The sequence below is a fragment of the Oceanicaulis sp. MMSF_3324 genome, assembly GCF_030733545.1.
Classification (GTDB): domain Bacteria; phylum Pseudomonadota; class Alphaproteobacteria; order Caulobacterales; family Maricaulaceae; genus Oceanicaulis.
Genome location: NZ_JASHIU010000012.1, coordinates 73,055 through 90,115, shown reverse-complemented (window position 1 = coordinate 90,115; position 17,061 = coordinate 73,055). Strand labels below are relative to the sequence as shown.

Annotated in this window: 16 protein-coding genes; 8 read left to right on the top strand and 8 right to left on the bottom strand. The window is 64.8% G+C overall.

Going from position 1 to position 17,061, the window contains the following annotated elements:
- Positions 1 to 59: 59 nt before the first annotated feature.
- From RBA95_RS12180 to RBA95_RS12170, 3 genes are read right to left on the bottom strand one after another with little or no spacing between them, the layout of a single operon-like run.
- Complete coding sequence (locus RBA95_RS12180; protein WP_306017136.1) at positions 60 to 1,169, bottom strand: hypothetical protein; 1,110 nt, start codon at positions 1,167 to 1,169, stop codon at positions 60 to 62.
- Positions 1,170 to 1,209: 40 nt separating this feature from the next.
- Complete coding sequence (locus RBA95_RS12175) at positions 1,210 to 1,956, bottom strand: helix-turn-helix domain-containing protein (RefSeq protein ID WP_306017135.1); 747 nt, start codon at positions 1,954 to 1,956, stop codon at positions 1,210 to 1,212.
- A 56-nt stretch (positions 1,957 to 2,012) separates the two neighbouring features.
- Positions 2,013 to 2,378 (bottom strand): hypothetical protein, encoded by a 366-nt coding sequence (locus RBA95_RS12170; RefSeq protein ID WP_306017134.1) that lies wholly within the window; start codon positions 2,376 to 2,378, stop codon positions 2,013 to 2,015.
- Between the two features lie 194 nt (positions 2,379 to 2,572).
- On the opposite strand from RBA95_RS12170, the gene RBA95_RS12165 reads away from it, so the two are divergent.
- Both RBA95_RS12165 and folP read left to right on the top strand, forming a co-directional pair.
- Positions 2,573 to 3,505 carry a LysR family transcriptional regulator gene (locus RBA95_RS12165; RefSeq protein ID WP_306017133.1) on the top strand — a complete coding sequence of 311 codons (933 nt, stop codon included), beginning with the start codon at positions 2,573 to 2,575 and terminating at the stop codon, positions 3,503 to 3,505.
- Positions 3,499 to 4,338 carry a dihydropteroate synthase gene (gene folP, locus RBA95_RS12160; RefSeq protein WP_306017132.1) on the top strand — a complete coding sequence of 280 codons (840 nt, stop codon included), beginning with the start codon at positions 3,499 to 3,501 and terminating at the stop codon, positions 4,336 to 4,338. The genes RBA95_RS12165 and folP overlap by 7 nt, the downstream gene beginning before the upstream one ends.
- Here folP and RBA95_RS12155 read toward each other — a convergent pair.
- The 3 genes from RBA95_RS12155 to RBA95_RS12145 form a co-directional block, all read right to left on the bottom strand.
- Positions 4,326 to 4,955 (bottom strand): ankyrin repeat domain-containing protein, encoded by a 630-nt coding sequence (locus RBA95_RS12155; protein ID WP_306017131.1) that lies wholly within the window; start codon positions 4,953 to 4,955, stop codon positions 4,326 to 4,328. The genes folP and RBA95_RS12155 overlap by 13 nt on opposite strands.
- A gap of 61 nt (positions 4,956 to 5,016) precedes the next feature.
- Positions 5,017 to 6,990, bottom strand: coding sequence for a DEAD/DEAH box helicase (locus RBA95_RS12150; RefSeq protein ID WP_306017130.1), 1,974 nt, complete (start codon positions 6,988 to 6,990; stop codon positions 5,017 to 5,019).
- 167 nt (positions 6,991 to 7,157) lie between these two features.
- On the bottom strand, positions 7,158 to 8,954 hold the full coding sequence (locus RBA95_RS12145) for an ABC transporter ATP-binding protein (RefSeq protein ID WP_306017129.1): 1,797 nt from the start codon (positions 8,952 to 8,954) through the stop codon (positions 7,158 to 7,160).
- A 387-nt stretch (positions 8,955 to 9,341) separates the two neighbouring features.
- Between RBA95_RS12145 and thiD the strand changes: the two genes are divergently transcribed.
- Positions 9,342 to 10,223, top strand: a complete 882-nt coding sequence (gene thiD / locus RBA95_RS12140; protein WP_306017128.1) for a bifunctional hydroxymethylpyrimidine kinase/phosphomethylpyrimidine kinase — start codon at positions 9,342 to 9,344, stop codon at positions 10,221 to 10,223.
- Here thiD and RBA95_RS12135 read toward each other — a convergent pair.
- The gene (locus RBA95_RS12135; RefSeq protein ID WP_306017127.1) at positions 10,220 to 11,119 is read right to left on the bottom strand and encodes a DMT family transporter; all 900 of its coding nucleotides are present in this window, start codon (positions 11,117 to 11,119) and stop codon (positions 10,220 to 10,222) included. The two genes, thiD and RBA95_RS12135, sit on opposite strands and share 4 nt — an antisense overlap.
- Complete coding sequence (locus RBA95_RS12130) at positions 11,116 to 12,249, bottom strand: aminotransferase class V-fold PLP-dependent enzyme (RefSeq protein ID WP_306017126.1); 1,134 nt, start codon at positions 12,247 to 12,249, stop codon at positions 11,116 to 11,118. Before RBA95_RS12130 ends, RBA95_RS12135 begins: the two co-directional genes overlap by 4 nt.
- A 127-nt stretch (positions 12,250 to 12,376) precedes the next feature.
- Here RBA95_RS12130 and RBA95_RS12125 point away from each other — a divergent pair, with 127 nt between their 5' ends.
- The 5 genes from RBA95_RS12125 (at position 12,377) to RBA95_RS12105 (ending at position 17,039) form a co-directional block, all read left to right on the top strand.
- Positions 12,377 to 13,543, top strand: a complete 1,167-nt coding sequence (locus tag RBA95_RS12125) for a phosphoserine transaminase (protein WP_306017125.1) — start codon at positions 12,377 to 12,379, stop codon at positions 13,541 to 13,543.
- A gap of 92 nt (positions 13,544 to 13,635) precedes the next feature.
- Positions 13,636 to 14,925, top strand: a complete 1,290-nt coding sequence (locus RBA95_RS12120) for an adenylosuccinate synthase (protein WP_306017124.1) — start codon at positions 13,636 to 13,638, stop codon at positions 14,923 to 14,925.
- A gap of 202 nt (positions 14,926 to 15,127) precedes the next feature.
- Positions 15,128 to 15,616 (top strand): DUF892 family protein, encoded by a 489-nt coding sequence (locus RBA95_RS12115; RefSeq protein ID WP_306017123.1) that lies wholly within the window; start codon positions 15,128 to 15,130, stop codon positions 15,614 to 15,616.
- A gap of 41 nt (positions 15,617 to 15,657) precedes the next feature.
- Complete coding sequence (locus RBA95_RS12110) at positions 15,658 to 16,089, top strand: PA2169 family four-helix-bundle protein (protein WP_306017122.1); 432 nt, start codon at positions 15,658 to 15,660, stop codon at positions 16,087 to 16,089.
- Between the two features lie 104 nt (positions 16,090 to 16,193).
- A complete protein-coding gene (locus RBA95_RS12105; protein ID WP_306017121.1) occupies positions 16,194 to 17,039 on the top strand; it encodes an AraC family transcriptional regulator in 846 nt (281 codons plus the stop codon).
- The last annotated feature ends 22 nt before the right edge of the window (positions 17,040 to 17,061 follow it).

The following is a 17,061-nucleotide window of genomic DNA, read 5'->3' as shown; positions in this document are numbered from 1 at the left end:
AAAAAGCCCCGCGCCGGATCCGGCGCGGGGCTTTGCAATTTAGGGGTTGAGATTGGGGTTTAGCGCGCGATGCGCACGCCGTCCGCGTCTTCCAGCGCGGCTGTCACGCCCCAACCGCCAAAGGTCTCTGAAACCGCGAAGGTCAGCGTGTTCTCGCCATCGTGCAGATCCAGCGGTACGGCCACATGCCGGGTGATGGTGCCCAGATAGCGGTAATCGCGGCTGCGCCAGTCATTATTGCCGACAAACAGGCGCTCGCCATTGAGAAAGACCTGCACCCGATCAGAATAGCCAAAGCGCACCAGCGCCGTGCGGTCCCCATCGGCGATCAGGGTGGCTTCGGCCAGCACCGTATCGCCGTCGGAATGGCGTGTGACGCTGGCGAGATTGGCGATGGCGTTGTAGGCGACGGGCAGCGCGCTCCAGCGCGTCCGCGACTGGCGCAGCGCCGTGATGGAGGTGTCGCCCAGCTGGGCTTCACTGAAGGGATCAGAGACGCGCCAGGTCTCGATCAGATTGGCGATCGGCTCTGCGCTGGGGCGTTGCGACATGCCCGTGATCGGGGGATTGGACTGGGCCTCGACCTCGACATTGCGCACATAGCCCGAGGCGACGCCATTGGGCGCCAGCTGCCAGAAACCGACCCAGCCGGACCGGTCGTCACGCTGCAGGTCCGGAACATGGTGGATCAGTTCGCCATCCATGAAGATGTCAGCCTGATCCTCGGCAATGACCACGCGAACATTCATCCAGCGGTTGAGGCCGTGATTGACCTGGCTGATGGCGTCGGGATCGGAAAAGATTTGCCACGCCGTCACCGCATCATGGGCGGGCGTGTACTGCACGGAATCGGGCAGGTTGTTGAGGTGATGGCGGAAGTAGAACTTTTCCCAGTCCCCCACGCCCTGGCCGCGCCACAGCACGCCCGTATGACCGGGTGAGCCGCTGATCGCCATTTCAAAGCGGATCTCGCCGGTCTCGAACTGCGAGCCGTCAATCCAGATCACGCCATCGCGGAAATGCAGGGCCTCGCGGCCCAGAAACTCGGTCGTTTCGGCCAGCTCCACAGCGTCGACCCGCCAGTTCATCCCTTCAAACTCCAGGGTTTGCTGGGCGAAGGCAGGGGCGCTCATGACCGCGCACAGGGCGGCCGTCATCATCAGTCTCATCATCAAGCTCCTGTGAGGGATAATCGGCTTGAGGTTGCTGTCAGACGGGGGTGCGGGTCTTGAAGATTTCGGACTCTACGGACCGTTCCGCATGAAGCGCGGAGGGAGACAGACCGCTCATGGCCCGGACCGAGCGGCTCAGATGCGCCTGATCGCTATAGCCATGGGCATAGGCGATCTGCGCCCAGTCCGGATGCGGGCTCTGATCGGCGTGTTCGATCGCGGTGAGGGTGCGGATCTGGTTGGCGAGCGCCTTGGGGCCTAGCCCCAGCCGTCCGGTCATGACGCGATGCAGATGACGGTCGCTGACCCCGGCATGGCGCGCCAGCCGGGCGGCGCGGACCTGTCCGCGGGTGCGCCGGATCATGCCGGCCGCCCAGACCGCCAAAGCGTTCGCGGCGCCCTGAGGGGGCTCGGCTTGCAGGTTCAGAGCGGGGAAGTCTGATTGCGGAACGATGGCGTCCACCAGCTCGTCGGGCCGAACGCCGAGCACACAGATCGCCTCTTCGGGGGCCAGGAAGACGCCGTCTAGAACGGTCCCGGGCGCAGGCGCATAGAGCCGGGGCGTTATGATCGGGCCAAAGACCCAGTGCTGTTCATCGAGCAGGGTTCCGGAGCGTGAATAATGACGCTCTGTCACAAGGCTCAGACGGGTTTCGGGCAGAACCCGGTGAGGCGGCGTCTCGGCCCCATATGCGGCCTGATGGCGCCAGAGCCTGCGCGACCGACCCAGGCGGGCGCGCGCTTCGCTGTAAGGGCCGAGCCGGGAAATCCATTGCACCGTCATGACAGGGCCGATAGCGGCCCTGTCATGACAGATCAAATCGCAAGTGCGTGAACGGCCTAGTTGCCGGCGCCGGCAGAGGGCGAACCCGCCATGCGGGTTTGCACGGCAGACAGGTTGGACGCCATCACGGTGTTTTGCGGCGCCAGCGCCACAGCGGTCCGGCAGGCCTGGGCGGCGTCAGCGGTCTGACCGAGCTGGTGCAGGGCGATGCACGCATTGGCGTGGGCCGCGGCGCGAACGCTGGTGCGGGCGCCGCCTTCCAGGGCTTGCTGGGTGAAGTGAAGCGCAGTGTTCCACTCGCCCTGATTGAGGGCGCGGACAGACCCGCGGATATCGGAATCGGCCACGCGGACCGGGGTGAATTCCTGGACCGGGGCGCCGGTCAGTTGCAGGGCGAGCAATGCAGTGGCAAACACAGACATATCAGCCTCCATGAGAGCCTTTTCAGCGAAAGGAGTTTCCGGTTTCGCGGTTCGAAAAGGCGACCTATGAAACGGTTGGAGCCGATAGGGCCGAACAAGAACGACCGCAGCGGCTCCGGCTTGTGATTTCGAATATGCCGCAGCGCAGCATATGTGCAATTGACTGAATCTGTATATCTGATATTCAAACTTGAATGGATAACTGGTCAGATTACCACCTCGCGCTGTCCGTCTATGAAGCCGGCAGCCACGCCGCCGCAGGTCGGGTCATGGGACTCAGCCAGCCAACGGTCAGCCGTCGCATGCGGGCGCTTGAAACCCATCTCGGCGGCGCCCTGTTCGAGCGCCGCGGTGATATCCTCACCCCGACGGCGCTGGGCCGGTCCGTCATTGATCACGCGCGAAACATGCAGGACGAAGCCGCGGCGATTGAGCGCGCGGCGCGCAATGGTCATGAACGCGTTGAGGGTCGGGTCACCGTGGCCGCCAGCGATGGCATCGGCGCGGACTGGCTGCCTGGCGCGTTGACGCCGCTTCTCGAGGCGCATCCGGACTTGTCCGTGGAGCTCAAGATCGGCTTTGAACCGGCCAATCTGGCGGGCGGGGAGGCGGATATCGCCGTGCGCTGGGGGCAGCCGGGCCCACAGCACTCCTTGCTGGCGCGCCGCGCCGCCGAGGTCGGCAGCGGCATGTACGCCTCCGAATGCTATCTGAAAAAGCACGGCGCTCCGCAAACCCTTGAAGACGTGGCCGATCATGTGGCCGTGGGCTGGGCGACGCCAATCGCCTTTCAATGGCCGCGGACGCCCATTGGCGATGAGTTGCGGCCGCGCCGCGATGTGATGGTCGCTGCCCATCCCAGTGCGCATCTGGAAGGCTTGCGCAATGGTCTGGGTCTGGGCGTGACGTCCCACCGTCTGGCGTTGGCGCGTCCGGGGTTGGTGCGCATCCTGCCCGATTTCGAAGTCATGCTGGATTTGTGGCTGGTCGCCCATGGCGCGGTGCGCCGCTCGCGCGCCCAGGCGACGGTGCTGGATCATATCGCCGAAGCCTTGCGCACGGACCGGGATCATTTCCGTAATGGCGAGCCGTCCCGCTTCAGCCAGGTCGACAGCCGGCCATGCTAGCCTTCCCGATCCGACCCCATGCGGACGGGCGCCCGCAGGTCATGGGCATCGTCAATGTTACGCCGGACAGTTTTTCTGACGGCGGACGGCATGACAGCACGCTTGCGGCGCGCGATCACGCCCTGCGTTTGCTGGACGAAGGCGCGGATTGTCTCGATATTGGCGGGGAAAGCACGCGGCCCGGCGCCGAACCGGTGTCAGAAGCGCAAGAGCTGGACCGCGTCATCCCGGTGATCGAGGCGATCCGGGCCGAACGCCCGCTTGCGGCGATCTCCATCGATACCATGAAGCCCGGCGTCGCCCGCGCTGCCGTGCATGCCGGCGCCGGGTTGTGGAATGACGTCAATGCGCTTCGGGCCGAGGGCGCGCCGGAAACCGCGATGGAATTGGGTGTGCCGGTGTGCCTGATGCACATGCAGGGCGAGCCCAAGACCATGCAGGCCGCGCCGCGCTATGATGATGTTGTCAATGATGTGGCCCGTTATCTGGGCCAGCGGGCCGGCGTGCTGTTGGCCACGGGGTTTGATCGCGACCTGATCGTGCTGGATCCGGGGATCGGCTTCGGCAAGACGCTGGACCATAACCTCCAGCTCATCGCGTCCTTGGAACACTTCGTGTCTCTGGGGCTGCCCGTGCTCTTTGGCGCGTCGCGCAAACGCTTCATCCAGGCGATTGACCAGGGCGCGACCGACGCCATGGACCGTCTGGGCGGATCTCTGGCGGTCGCGCTTGAGGCCGCACGCGCCGGATGCGCCATCGTGCGCGTGCACGATGTGCGCGAGACGGCGCAGGCCCTCAAGGTGCAGGCGGCGTTCAGGCGCTACGCGGACTGACGCCCCAGCAGGGCGTCGCGCAAGGGGGCGTCGGCCAGAATGGACTCGCTGGAGCGCCAGGCCGATTCGGGCTGCAGGCCGGCCGACATCAGCACGTTTGCGCACTCGATATGCCCGCCGCGCGCGCCGGGCGGCGGATCAATCCGGCCCTGCACGGCCCAGCCCAGTGGCGTGCCCTGATACTCCCTGTCGCGCAGGAAGATATAGACGCCATGATCGATCAGGCGCTGCACCAGATCGGGCAGGCCCATGATGGCGGCCCAGTGCAGGGCCGTTGCGCCGAAAACGCCGCGGGGATCGGGATTGGCGCCCTTGTCCAGCAGCCGGTGGGCGATGGCGGGACAGGACAGGCTGATGGCGCTGATCAAGAGGCTGTCGCCATTGCGGGGATGGACTGCATCAAGATCCGCGCCTTCGGAAATCAGCACATTGGCGAAGGCCAGGCCCTGTATTTCGCTCAGGCGTCCATCAAACACCCGCTCGCACAGGGCATGGATGGGATGGACGGTCTGCTCCCCGTCGAGAACGGGTGAATTGGTCAGATGCGGCTGCTGGCCCAGCAATCGGGTCAGAGCTGTGGGATCTTGGGTTTCAAGGCATTGAAGGAGCGTGGACATGAAACAAGCCTGCCGCAGGGCGGCAGGCTTGTCCTGTCCGTCTCATGACCTCTTGGTCAGATTAGCCGGTCTTGCGCTTGAGGCGCTTTAGCGGGCGGTCGCCGCCTTCGGATTTCTTGAATCCCGACGGTTTGCCGCCCTCGGATTTCTTGAATCCCGGCTTGCCGCCCGGCCCCTTCTTGAAGCTGTCGCGCTTGCCGCCGAACGGCTTGTCGCCATCGCGTTTCTTGAACGGCGGCTTGCCGCCCTTGGGCGCCCAGTCGCGTTTGGGGCGGGTGTCCTCGACCGTGCCGGAGAAGAAGTCGTCATCATCATGCTGACGCTTGGCGGCGCGCTCGGCCTTGCCCGGTCGCGGCGCGCGCTTGGGCTTGGTCCGCTCGCGCGGGCCCTTGTTGAAATCCGCCGACGCGGTTTCAAACGGCTCGTCGCCGGCGATCTTCACACGCACATTCTTGTCGGTTTCACGCGGCTGGTTCATCGCCTCGGTGAAGCCGTCGATCTTGTCCTCGGCGATCTGGAAGCGGGTTGCGGTGTCGCCAATACGGATCGCGCCGATATCATTGCCGACAATCCCGCCCACGCGGCAGATCAGAGGCACCAGCCAGCGCGGTTCGGCGCGCTGCTTGCGGCCCAGATCAATCTCGAACCACTGACCGGCGTCAAAGTCTTCGCGGGCCCGACGCGGACCGCGATCCGCGCGCTCCTCGCGCTGACGTTCCGGCGGCGTGCCCGACAGTTCCTCGGGCGCCGGCAGACGGCGTTCGAGCTCTGACAGGAAGGCCGCGGTCAGCTTCTCGGCGCCGAAACGCTCGATCAGATCGCGGATTTCCTCCATCCGGTCTTCATCCAGATCCTTGGCGAGGGCGGGGTGGTCGCCCAGACGCTCCCGATCTTTCTCGCGCACCAGATCGGCGTCGGGGGCATCGACCCATTCCGCTTGCACCTTGGCTTCGCGCAGCAGGCGGATGACCCGGCCCTTGCGCGAGCTGGCGACGACAAAGACGCTGGTGCCCTTGGCGCCGGCGCGGCCGGTCCGGCCGGACCGGTGCAAGAGGCTTTCGGCATTGGTCGGCGGTTCGGCATGGACCACCAGATCGAGACCCGGCAGGTCGATGCCGCGTGCGGCGACGTCGGTGGCGACGCAGACGGTCGCCCGGCCATCGCGCAGCGCCTGCAGCGCCTTGGTGCGTTCGGCCTGGGTCAGTTCGCCGGACAGCGCCACGGCGTGGAAGCCGCGATTGTGCAGCTTGGCGGCCAGACGGTTGACCGCATCGCGGGTGGCGCAGAACACCAATGCGCGCGGCGCAGCGTGAAAGCGCAGCACGTTGATGACGGCGTTCTCGCGGTCATGCCCGGCCACGGTGTGCGCCAGATAGGTGATGTCAGCGTGCTGGTTGGTGGCGCTCAGGGTCGAGATACGCAGCGCGTCGCGCTGATAGGTCTCGGCGATGCGCGCGATTTCCTTGGACACGGTGGCCGAGAACAAGAGCGTACGACGGTCTTCAGGCGCGGAGCCGAGGATGAATTCGAGATCCTCGCGGAAGCCGAAATCGAGCATTTCGTCGGCTTCATCCAGCGCGATGGCGCGGATGTTGGACAGGTCCAGCGCTTTGCGTTCGATATGGTCGCGCAGACGGCCCGGCGTGCCCACGACGATATGCGCGCCGCGATCCAGCGCCCGGCGCTCGGTGCGCGGATCAAGACCGCCCACGGCGCTGGCGAGCTTTGCGCCCGCTTCGGCGTAGAGCCAATCGAGCTCGCGCTGGACCTGAAGGGCCAGTTCGCGGGTCGGGGCGATGATCAGGGCGAGCGGTGCGCCAGGCTGGGGCAGGCGGTCTTCGCCCGCCAGCAGCGTGCCGGCCATGGCCATGCCGAACGCCACGGTCTTGCCCGAGCCGGTCTGGGCGGAGACCAGAAGGTCGCGGCCATCGGCTTCGTCGGTGAGTACTGCATTCTGGACGTCGGTCAGGGCGTCATAGCCCTTCGCCTCCAGCGCCGTGACCAGCGCGGAGGGGATGGTATTGGGGAAACTCATATATACCTCGCAAAGGACGTCGCCTCACAATCCCTTGCTTGAGGCAGTCCCGAAAACCTTGTCGCGCGGAGAGCCCCGGCGCGACTGAGCGGGGGCTGATAGCAGGCCTCGCACCGAAAAGATACGAAAAACCTGCATCAGCCCCGAAATGGCCTTGATTGGACCGCTCAGCCTTCCGCCAGCGCGGCGAGGCGCGCATAGACGCCTTCGCCCTGGCTCGCCAGCTCGTCATGGGTGCCCTGTTCCACCACACGGCCCTGATCAAACACCAGAATGCGGTCCGCATCGCGGATGGTGGACAGGCGGTGGGCGATGACGATGGCGGTCTTGCCGCGCGTCACATCCTCCATCGCCAGCTGGACATCGCGTTCGGTCTCGTTGTCGAGCGCGCTGGTCGCCTCGTCAAAGATCAGGATGGGAGCATCCGCCAGGACGGCCCGCGCAATGGCGATCCGCTGGCGCTCGCCGCCTGACAGCTTCACCCCGCGCTCGCCCACCAGCGTGTCATAGCCCTTGGGCAGGGCCATGATGAAGTCATGGGCGCGGGCGCGACGCGCCGCGTCCTCGATCTCCGCCGCGCTGGCCTCCGGACGGCCATAGGCGATGTTTTCCGCAATGGAGCGGTGAAACAGCGCCGGGTCCTGGGGCACCAGGGCGATGGCGCGCCGCAGGCTCGCCTGGGTGACCGTGCGCACATCCTGCCCGTCAATGACGATGGCGCCGTCCTCAACATCGTACAGACGCTGGACGAGCTTGACGAAGGTGGACTTGCCCGAGCCCGTGGGCCCGACCAGGGCCACTTTCTCGCCCTTGGGAATGGTCAGCGAGAATGCGTCATAGAGCGGCGTATCCTGACCGGCATAGGTGAAGCGCACCTGCTTGAACACGATCTCGCCATCGCCCGGCTTGAAATCGGGCGCGCCGGGCAGGTCGGCAATCTGGGCGTCGGTCTGGTCAAAGGCGGCGAGATCCTGGATCTCGTCCAGACCGCGCTGGACGTTCTGCACCTCCTCGCCGAAGCGCCGCATATAGCCGGCCATCATCAGGAAGGCGGTGATGCCGAACACGACATCGCCCGCCGTGGCGTCGCCTTGGGTCCACAACTGCAGCAGCAGGCCCGCCAGCCCCGCCTGCAGCAAGATCACGGCGGTCATCTGGATCAGCCAGGCATTGGTGAACCGGTACCAGGTCTTTTTCGCCTGCGCCCGCCAGCCCCAGGCCAGCGCGTGGAAGCGGCTGTCCTCGCGCGCTTCCGCGCCAAAGCTCTTCACCGTGGCGACCCCGGAAATGACATCGGCGATGGCGCCGCCCAGTTCGGAATCCTTGGCGTTGGAGATCACGTTCTGCGGGCGGATATAATAGGTCGACACCAGCACCGTCAGCACGATGAAGGCGAAGGTCACCGCCAGGGCGTAGATCCCCACCACGGGCCAGTGCAGGAGCATGTAGACCCCGAGCGCGATCATCACGCCGATGGACGGGATCATGGAGAACCACAGCGTGGCGGTGATGGTGTCATACGCCCACATGCCGCGTGTGATCTTGCGCACCACGGCGCCGGCGAAAGCGTTGGCGTGCCAGTCCGCGCTGAAGCGTTGCACCCTGGCGAAGGCTTCCGACGTCATGTCGGCCATGTTGGCGCTGGAGAACGGGATCTCGCAGCGGACCATGATCTGCCGGGCGGCGTTCACCAGAATGGCGAGACCCACGAACACGATCAACGCGGCCCAGTGCGCATCTCCGGACGGATCCGCATCCGCACCGCTGATCGCATCGATCAGCTGGCCGGCGGCCACAGGTATGAAGACGTCCGCCAGCGTGGCGAGCGTGGAAAAGCCCACCACCAGGCTGAACAGCCAGGGGCGCCGCCGCCATTGGCGGGCGACAAAGCGGAGTACGGCGAAATTGGACAGGACCCGCTCGGTCTGGGCGTCCGGGTCCTCGATATCTTCGAAATCGGTCATCTCGGTCCTGCATGCGCGCCAGTCGTCCCGGACCGGTGACCGGCGACGGGCGAGGCGCGACCTTTGTTAGCTGCGGAGAAGGCGAGGGATTTAGCGATTGGGCCGAACGCGATACGCGCTCAGGTCCGCGGTTGCTGCGACGCTCACCGCCCGGGTTTCACCAGGCCGCCGCGGCTATCAAGATCGTGGCACGGGTCCGAGAACTCCTTCTGGACAGAGGGTCTGTCTGGGGTGAGCGTGCTTACTCCATCCGCGCGGGACTGAACAGATGCCAGCGGGGCGATCGTGGCGTTTCAGTTTCAGTGTGTCTGATCGGGCACAGCTGCGCCGCTTGCGCCTGTCACCCTCACAGACTAGCTCAGCACCATCACAAGACGGAGCACCACCATGACCGACGCCAGCGATACGATTGACGAGACCCAGTTTGAAAACCCCAAGGGCCGGGTCCTCATCATCGCCGGGTCCGACAGCTCGGGCGGCGCCGGCGTCCAGGCCGACATCAAGACGGTGACCGCGCTGGGCGGCTACGCCTCCAGTGCAGTGACGGCGGTGACGGTGCAGAACACCCAGGGCGTGACGGGCGTACACGCCATTCCCGACGATGTCATCGCGGCCCAGATCCAGGCAGTGCTGTCAGACATCGGGACCGACGCCATCAAGACCGGCATGCTGGCGTCGGTCAGCACGATCGAGACGGTGGTCAAGGCGCTTGATGACGCGGGCACGGCCGGCCTGCCCCTGATCGTCGATCCGGTCATGGTCGCAAGCTCTGGCGATCAGCTGATCAGTGAAGACACGGCCGAAGCGATCCGGACCCAGCTTTTGCCGCGCGCCAGCCTGCTGACCCCGAACGCGCCTGAAGCGGCCGCGCTGGCCGGCGGAACCATTGAAGACATTGATGATCAGCGCGCCGCCGCGGACGAGCTGCTGGAAATGGGCGCGAAAGCGGTGCTGGTCAAAGGAGGCCATCTGGAAGGTCCGCAGATCATCGATCTGCTGGCGACGCGCAATGGCGTGCGCCTGTTCACCCGTCCGCGCATCCAGACCCGCCACACCCACGGGACGGGCTGCACGCTGGCGAGCGGCATCGCGGCGCTGATGGCGCAGGGGCTGGGGCTTGATCGCGCGGTTGAGATGGCGGGCGACTATCTGCACGAAGCCATTCGTCGCGCGCCCAAGTTCGGCAAGGGCAATGGCCCGGTTCAGCATGGCTGGACGGTCAATGCGTCCGAATTCGCCCAAGCGCCGGTGCGCGGCGATATCGACTAGGGTGCGGCTTTCGGTTTGCGCCGGGCCACATACACCCCCAGCAGGATGACGCCGAGCGCAATGAGCGTGGTCAGCGTCATGGGTTCGCCGCGAGCCAGACCGATCACCGCGGCGACCACGGGCACCATGTAGTTGATCAGGGCGATGAAGGACGCGCCGACTTTCCGCGCCACGCCCATATAGACAATGGTGGCGAGGGCGGTGGGCAACAGGCCCAGGGCCAGCACCGCCATGATGGACGGCAGGCTGGGCATGATGGCCGGGCCCGCCACGATGTCATAAAGCGCCACCGGCAGGCTCAACACCGCCGCGCAAATCATTGAGCCGGCCGCGATTACGCTGGGCGGGGTTTCCGGCGAGGCCTGATAGGTCACCGCATTGGCGGCATAGCTCAGCGTGGCGATGAAGATGAGAAGCTGGGCGAGAAAATCCGCCTCCAGCATGCCGCGCAAGGCCGCCGGGCCCATCAGGATGACAATGCCTGAAAAGCCGATGACGAAGCCCGAGGCTTTTCTCAGGCTCAAACGTTCATTGGGCAGGATGAAATGCGCGGCCGCGATCACGGTCAGCGGCATCATCCCCATCAGGATGCCGGCGATGCCTGACGGCACGGTCTTCTGTCCGATGGCGATCAGGGTGAAGGGCAGGGCGTTGCCCAGAAAGCCGAGCGCGAGAAACCACAACCATCGCACATCGCGTAAGGGCGGGAAGCGGCGACGGCGATAGAACGCCCAGCCTGTCAGGATGGCGGCGGCGAGGCTGAGCCGGCCCAGGACGATGATGGACGGCGGCAGGCTCTCCACCGCCACGGCGATAAAGGCGAAGGCGCTGCCCCAAACCAGCGCCAACAGGCCAAGCGCGCCCCAGCCTTTTGCTCCCGGTGCTTCAGGCGTCATCCCAGCACCGTCTTCAAGGCCGTGACCAGGAGGTCCACATCCTCTTGAGTGTTGTAGATATGGGCGCTGATACGCAGACGCGGGCCGCGCTGGGAGGCGTGCACATTATGGTCGCGCAAGGGCGCGGCCAGATCGGCGGGCGCCCCCTCCGGCAAGCCGAGCGACAGATAGTGCGGCGCCTGGTCGGGAATGTCGGCGCGAAGGTCCAAAGGCGCCACCGCGTCCTTGATGAGCGTGCTGGTCGCCGCGCACTGACGCGCGATTTCATCAACCCCGATGGCGTTAAGCAGGTTGAGGCTTTCCAGGGCGGCGGGCAGAAGCTGGTGATTGGAGCGTTCGCCCATATCAAAGCGGCGCGCGCCTGCATCATAGGTGTCGCGGTAATCGATCAGGCGCGAGAAATCCTGGGAGTCGCTGCGATTGATCCAGTTCTCTTCCAGGGGAATTCCGTCCTGATGGCGGGGCGCCACATACAGATAGCCGGTGGCGTAGGGGCCGAGCATCCATTTATAGGCGGCCGCGACCACGAAATCGGGGTCGATGGTTTTCACGTCAAACGGCATGACGCCGAGCGACTGGGTCAGGTCGAGCACCAGAGCGGCGTCCTGCGCCCTAGCGGCCTTCGAGACGGCTTCAAGATCCACGCGTCCGCCATCAATCCAGTGCAAGGCTCCACAGGCGACCAAAGCCGTGCGCGCGCCAATCGCGCCCAGCAAGGCGTTGGTCCAGGTCTGGTCGGTCTCACGTTTGACGGTCCTGATCCGCGCGCCGGTCTGCTTGGCCAGCGCTCGCCAGGTGTAGACATTGGAGGGGAATTGCCCGTCCAGGATGACGATCTCATCGCCCGGCTTCAGCGACAGATTGCGCGCCGCCGTCGCCAGCCCGTATGAGGCGGCGGGCACAATCGCAATGTCATCAGGTTTCGCACCGAACAGTTTCGCCGCTTCCGCACGCACGCTTTCTGGCAGGTCGAAGAAGGTCTGCGTGGTGGTGTGACCCCAGGGGCGCAGCTTGTCGCGATAGGCGGCGTGACCGGCCTCTGCGGCCTTGATCGGCAAGGGTCCGACCTGGGCGGCGTTGAAATAGGCGGTGTCTGAGGGCAGGTCGAACAGGGCGCGATAATCGGTCATGGCATTTGCGCTACGCTCCGGATGTTTGAGGGTCAAGGGAGGATTTTCCAACCTTTGCGCAATTGACCGCACATGCAGCACGGCCTACCGGTGAGCTTCCCTGTCATAAAGCTGAGGTCATCGTGTCATGACGGTTCTCAAACCCACCAACCGCCCCAATGACGCCCGCTTCTCATGCGGGCCCACAAAGAAGCGTCCGGGTTGGGAATTGTCTGCGCTCGCCGCCGCGCCGCTGGGCCGGACCCACAGGGGCGGCACGCCGAAAGCGCGCCTCGCCGAAGCCATCGAACGCACGGCGGCGGTGCTTGAAATTCCCGACGACTACAAGGTGATCATCACCCCCGCCTCTGATACCGGCGCCATGGAAGGCGCCATGTGGTCCATGCTGGGCGCGCGCGGCGTGGACGTGCTGGCGTGTGACGAGTTCGGCGGTCGCTGGTTGATCGATGCGCGTGATGAGCTCAAGCCTGACGGTCTGACGATCCACCACGCCCCGTACGGCGTCGCGCCGGATTACTCCAAGGTCGATTTCAAGAATGATGTCGTCTTCACCTGGAACGCCACGGCGGCGGGCGTGCGTGTGACGGATGGTGACTGGATCAAGGATGACCGCGAGGGCCTGACGATCTGCGATGCGACGTCAGCCGCGTTCGCGATGGAGCTGCCCTGGTCCAAGCTCGATGTGACCACCTTCAGCTGGCAGAAATGCATGGGCGGGGAAGCCCAGCACGGCATCGCCATTCTCAGCCCGCGCGCGCGTCAGCGGCTGCGCGAGTTTCGCCCCAGCTGGCCGGTGCCGCGTCTCCTGCAGCTCTTTGAAGCGGGCGATGAGACCGCCAAGATCTATGAAGGCTCCACCATCAACACGCCGTCTCTGCTGTGCACCGAGGATTATCTCGATGCGCTGAAATGGGCGGCGAAAGAGGGCGGGGTCTCGGCCTTGATCAACCGCACCCAGGCCAATTTTGACGCCCTGTCCGCCTGGGTGGAGCGCACCGACTGGATCGATTTTCTGGCGCAGGAACCGGCCACTCGTTCGCAAACCTCTGTCACCTTGAAATTCTCCGGCAAGGAGCTGGAGGGCAAATCCGAGGACGAGCGCTGGGCGGTGTCGCGCCGCATGGGCGTCTTGCTTGATCGCGAGGAAGCTGCGTTCGACATCATCCCCCACCCCAAGGCTCCGGCCGGCCTGCGCATCTGGTGTGGTCCGACCGTGGATGCCGACGATGTGGTTGCGCTCGGCCCGTGGCTCGACTGGGCCTATCACGAAGCGCTGGCCAATCCGGCGGACTAGGCGTCCACAGGGCTTTGCCAGCGCGCTTCTTGCCCCAGGGCTGAGAAGCGCGTAAGCCACCCCCGGTTTTTCCGCGATACGGAGTATGCGCGATGTCCAATGTTGTGGTTGTCGGCGCCCAGTGGGGCGATGAGGGCAAGGGCAAGATTGTCGACTGGCTGTCTCATCGCGCCGACGTGGTCGTGCGCTTTCAGGGCGGTCACAATGCCGGTCACACGCTGGTCGTCGATGGCGTGACCTACAAGCTGTCGCTCATGCCGTCCGGCGTCGTGCAGAAGAAGCTGTCCCTCATTGGCAATGGCGTGGTCGTCGATCCCTGGGCCTTCATCTCCGAGATCGAGAAGGTGCGCGAACAGGGCGTGGATATCAGCCCCAAGCTGGTGCGCGTCGCTGAAACCGCGACCTTGATCCTGCCGGTCCATCGCGAACTCGACGCCCTGCGCGAGAACCGCGATGACGGCATGAAGATCGGCACCACCCGGCGCGGCATCGGCCCGGCCTATGAAGACAAGGTGGGCCGTCGCTCGGTGCGGGTGATTGACCTTGCCGATGAAAAGCAATTGCGTCGTCGGGTTTCCGAACTGCTGCATCACCACAACGCCCTGCGTCGCGGCATGGGCGTGGAGGAAGCGGACGCAGAAGCCTTGGTCGCCGAGCTTCTGGAGATCGCGCCGAAAATCCTGCCCTTTGCGGATCCGGTCTGGCGCACGCTGGACAAGGCGATCGGCGACGACAAGAAGATCCTCTTCGAGGGCGCGCAGGGCGCGTTCCTGGATGTGGATCACGGCACCTATCCCTTCGTGACCAGCTCGAACACGGTTGCGGGTCAGGCTGCGGCGGGCTCCGGCGTCGGGCCGGGCCAGGTCGGCTATGTGCTGGGCATTGTGAAAGCCTACACCACGCGCGTCGGCGAAGGACCGTTCCCGACCGAGCTGACCGATGAAGTGGGCCAGAAAATCGGTGAGCGCGGCCATGAATTCGGCACCGTCACCTCTCGCCAGCGTCGTTGCGGCTGGTTTGACGCCGTGCTGGTGCGCCAGTCGTGCAAGATCAACGGCATTAATGGCGTGGCTCTGACCAAGCTGGACGTTCTGGACGGTTTTGACGAGCTGAAGGTCTGCATCGGCTACAAGTTCAATGGCGAGATGTATGACCGTCTGCCCGCCGGCACGGGCGCCCAGGCGGGGGTTGAGCCGGTCTATGAAACCTTTGAAGGCTGGTCTGGCTCCACGGCAGGGGCGCGCTCCTGGGCGGACCTGCCCGCGCAGGCGGTGAAATATGTGCGCCGCATCGAGGAGCTGATCGAGACGCCGGTGGCGCTTCTGTCCACCAGTCCCGAGCGCGATGACACCATCCTGATGCAGGATCCCTTCAAGGGATGATCTGCGCACACGGTATGATGTGACACAGGGGCGGCTTTCGGGCCGCCCTTTTTTTGTTTGCGCGCACCCAGGACAGCGGTCGATTTGGAACGCGTCTGCGCTCAACGCGTTGAATATCCGTGACAACGACAAAGCGAACCTGGCGATTGACCCTCCCCCCGTCGCTGTTCGCTCCTTTAGATCGCTAACGGAGGACAAGACCATGAACAGCTTGAAAGATCTTTATATCGACCAGCTTCAGGACCTCTACAGCGCTGACAAGCAGTCGCTTTCCGTGTCCAAGGACCTGGCGAAAGCGGCCAAGAACCCCGAGCTGAAGGCGGCCCTCGAACGCAATGTTGTGGGCATCAGCAAGGGTATGGAAAAGGTCAAAGGCCTGATCCAGGACCATGATGCGGACCCGAAAGGCGAGCATTGCAAGGGTATGGAAGGCTTGGTGACCGAGGCCCGCGCCCATGCGCTGGAGGCCGATATCAGCGATGACGATGTGCGCGACGCCTCGATCATCGCCCAGACCCAGCGGATGACCCATTATGCGCTTGCCGGCTATGGCGTCGTGCGCGCCTTCGCCCAGCGTCAGGGCCTCAAATCCGATGTGACCGTTCTGCAGGACTGTCTGGATGAAACCTATGGCGGTGACCGCGAGCTGACGCGGATCGCCGAAACCCAGGTCAACGCAGCCGCCGCCTGAACCGGCGCTGCCTGATCCAGAACACCTGCAAGGAGGTTCCAATGGGACACCAAACTGCTCAATCGCTGAACAATATCATCCCGATCCTCATCGACAGCCGTCGTGGGTACGAGATGGCCGCGGACCTGTGTGATGATGACTATGTGCACAAGGCCAAGTTCCTGAAGAAAGTGGCCGAACGCGCCGCGATCACAGCCGAGTTCCAAGCCCATGTCCGGTTGCAGGGCGAAGAACCCAAGGAAGAAGGCGGACCGCTCGGCAAGATCCACCGTATCCTCACGGGCATGAGCAAGAATTTCGGCAGCGAGGAAGAAACCGCGCTCAACGCCATTGATGATGGCGAGGAATTCCTCCAGCAAGCGGTTGAAACCGAGCTCGAGAAGGATGACGTCGATGCAGCGGGGCGCACGCTGCTCAAGCAGGCGCTCGATTCCGCCAAGAACGGCGAAGCTTATGCCGATGCACATGCCTGACCCGACAGGCTGGAGCATCTGCATCTAACAGGACGCTCACTTGCATCCTGAAAGGGGCCGGCGACAATCGCCGGCCCTTTTGTCGTGGGAGCTGGACTGACGCTGTGAGCGAAACCCCTGAGAAACTGCGGATGACCCCGCATCGGCGCAGCCTGCACCAGGATAAGTCCGGGGAGCTGGTGCTGAGCTATTACCCGGCCGGCCACATCATGGACGAGCATGCTCATGATGTGGATCAGAGCTCGATGATCCTGGCGGGAGCTTTAGCAGAAGACACGCCGTCGCGCACCGCGACGCCGGGCGCCAGCCAGGTCGGGTTCAAGGCGGCCGGCATGCGTCACGCCAACCGGTATGGCCCGTCCGGCGCCCTGATCCTGGCGTTCAATGCGAGGTCGCAGGCAGGCCAAGGCGCGCCCTGGCGCTGGACGCCGACGCCAGCGGCCAACCAGATCGGCGCCCTACTGGCCGCTTCTACCGGCTGTTCCGCCATCTCCGCCGGTGAGGCGACAGATCTCATCGCCTTGCTCTCGGAACCGTTTGAGCCTGCGCGTCAGGAACCGCCGGTCTGGCTGTCACAGGTGCGCGATGCGGTCCTTGAAGATCCGGATGGAGCAGACGTGCAGGCGCTGGCTGAAGCAGCCGGGGTGCACCGGGTTCATCTGTCTCGCGCCTATAGTCGGCATTACCAGACGCCCATCAGCCTGGACCGTCGCCGGGCCCGCATGGGCCTGGCAGTGAGAGCGCTCATGGAAACAGGGGCAACGCCCGCGCAAGCCGCATACGAAGCGGGGTTCGCCGACCAGCCCCATTTCGCGCGGACCCTGAAGCAGGAAACCGGCCTGACGCCGCGCACGCTCATGCGGATTTTCACCCAAGCCGGCACTCCGCCGGAACAGGTTACACCCGTTCAAGACCGGTCAGCGACGCCGCCCTATCGTGCGGCCTCGTAACACCGATTGTCTTGGAGACTGA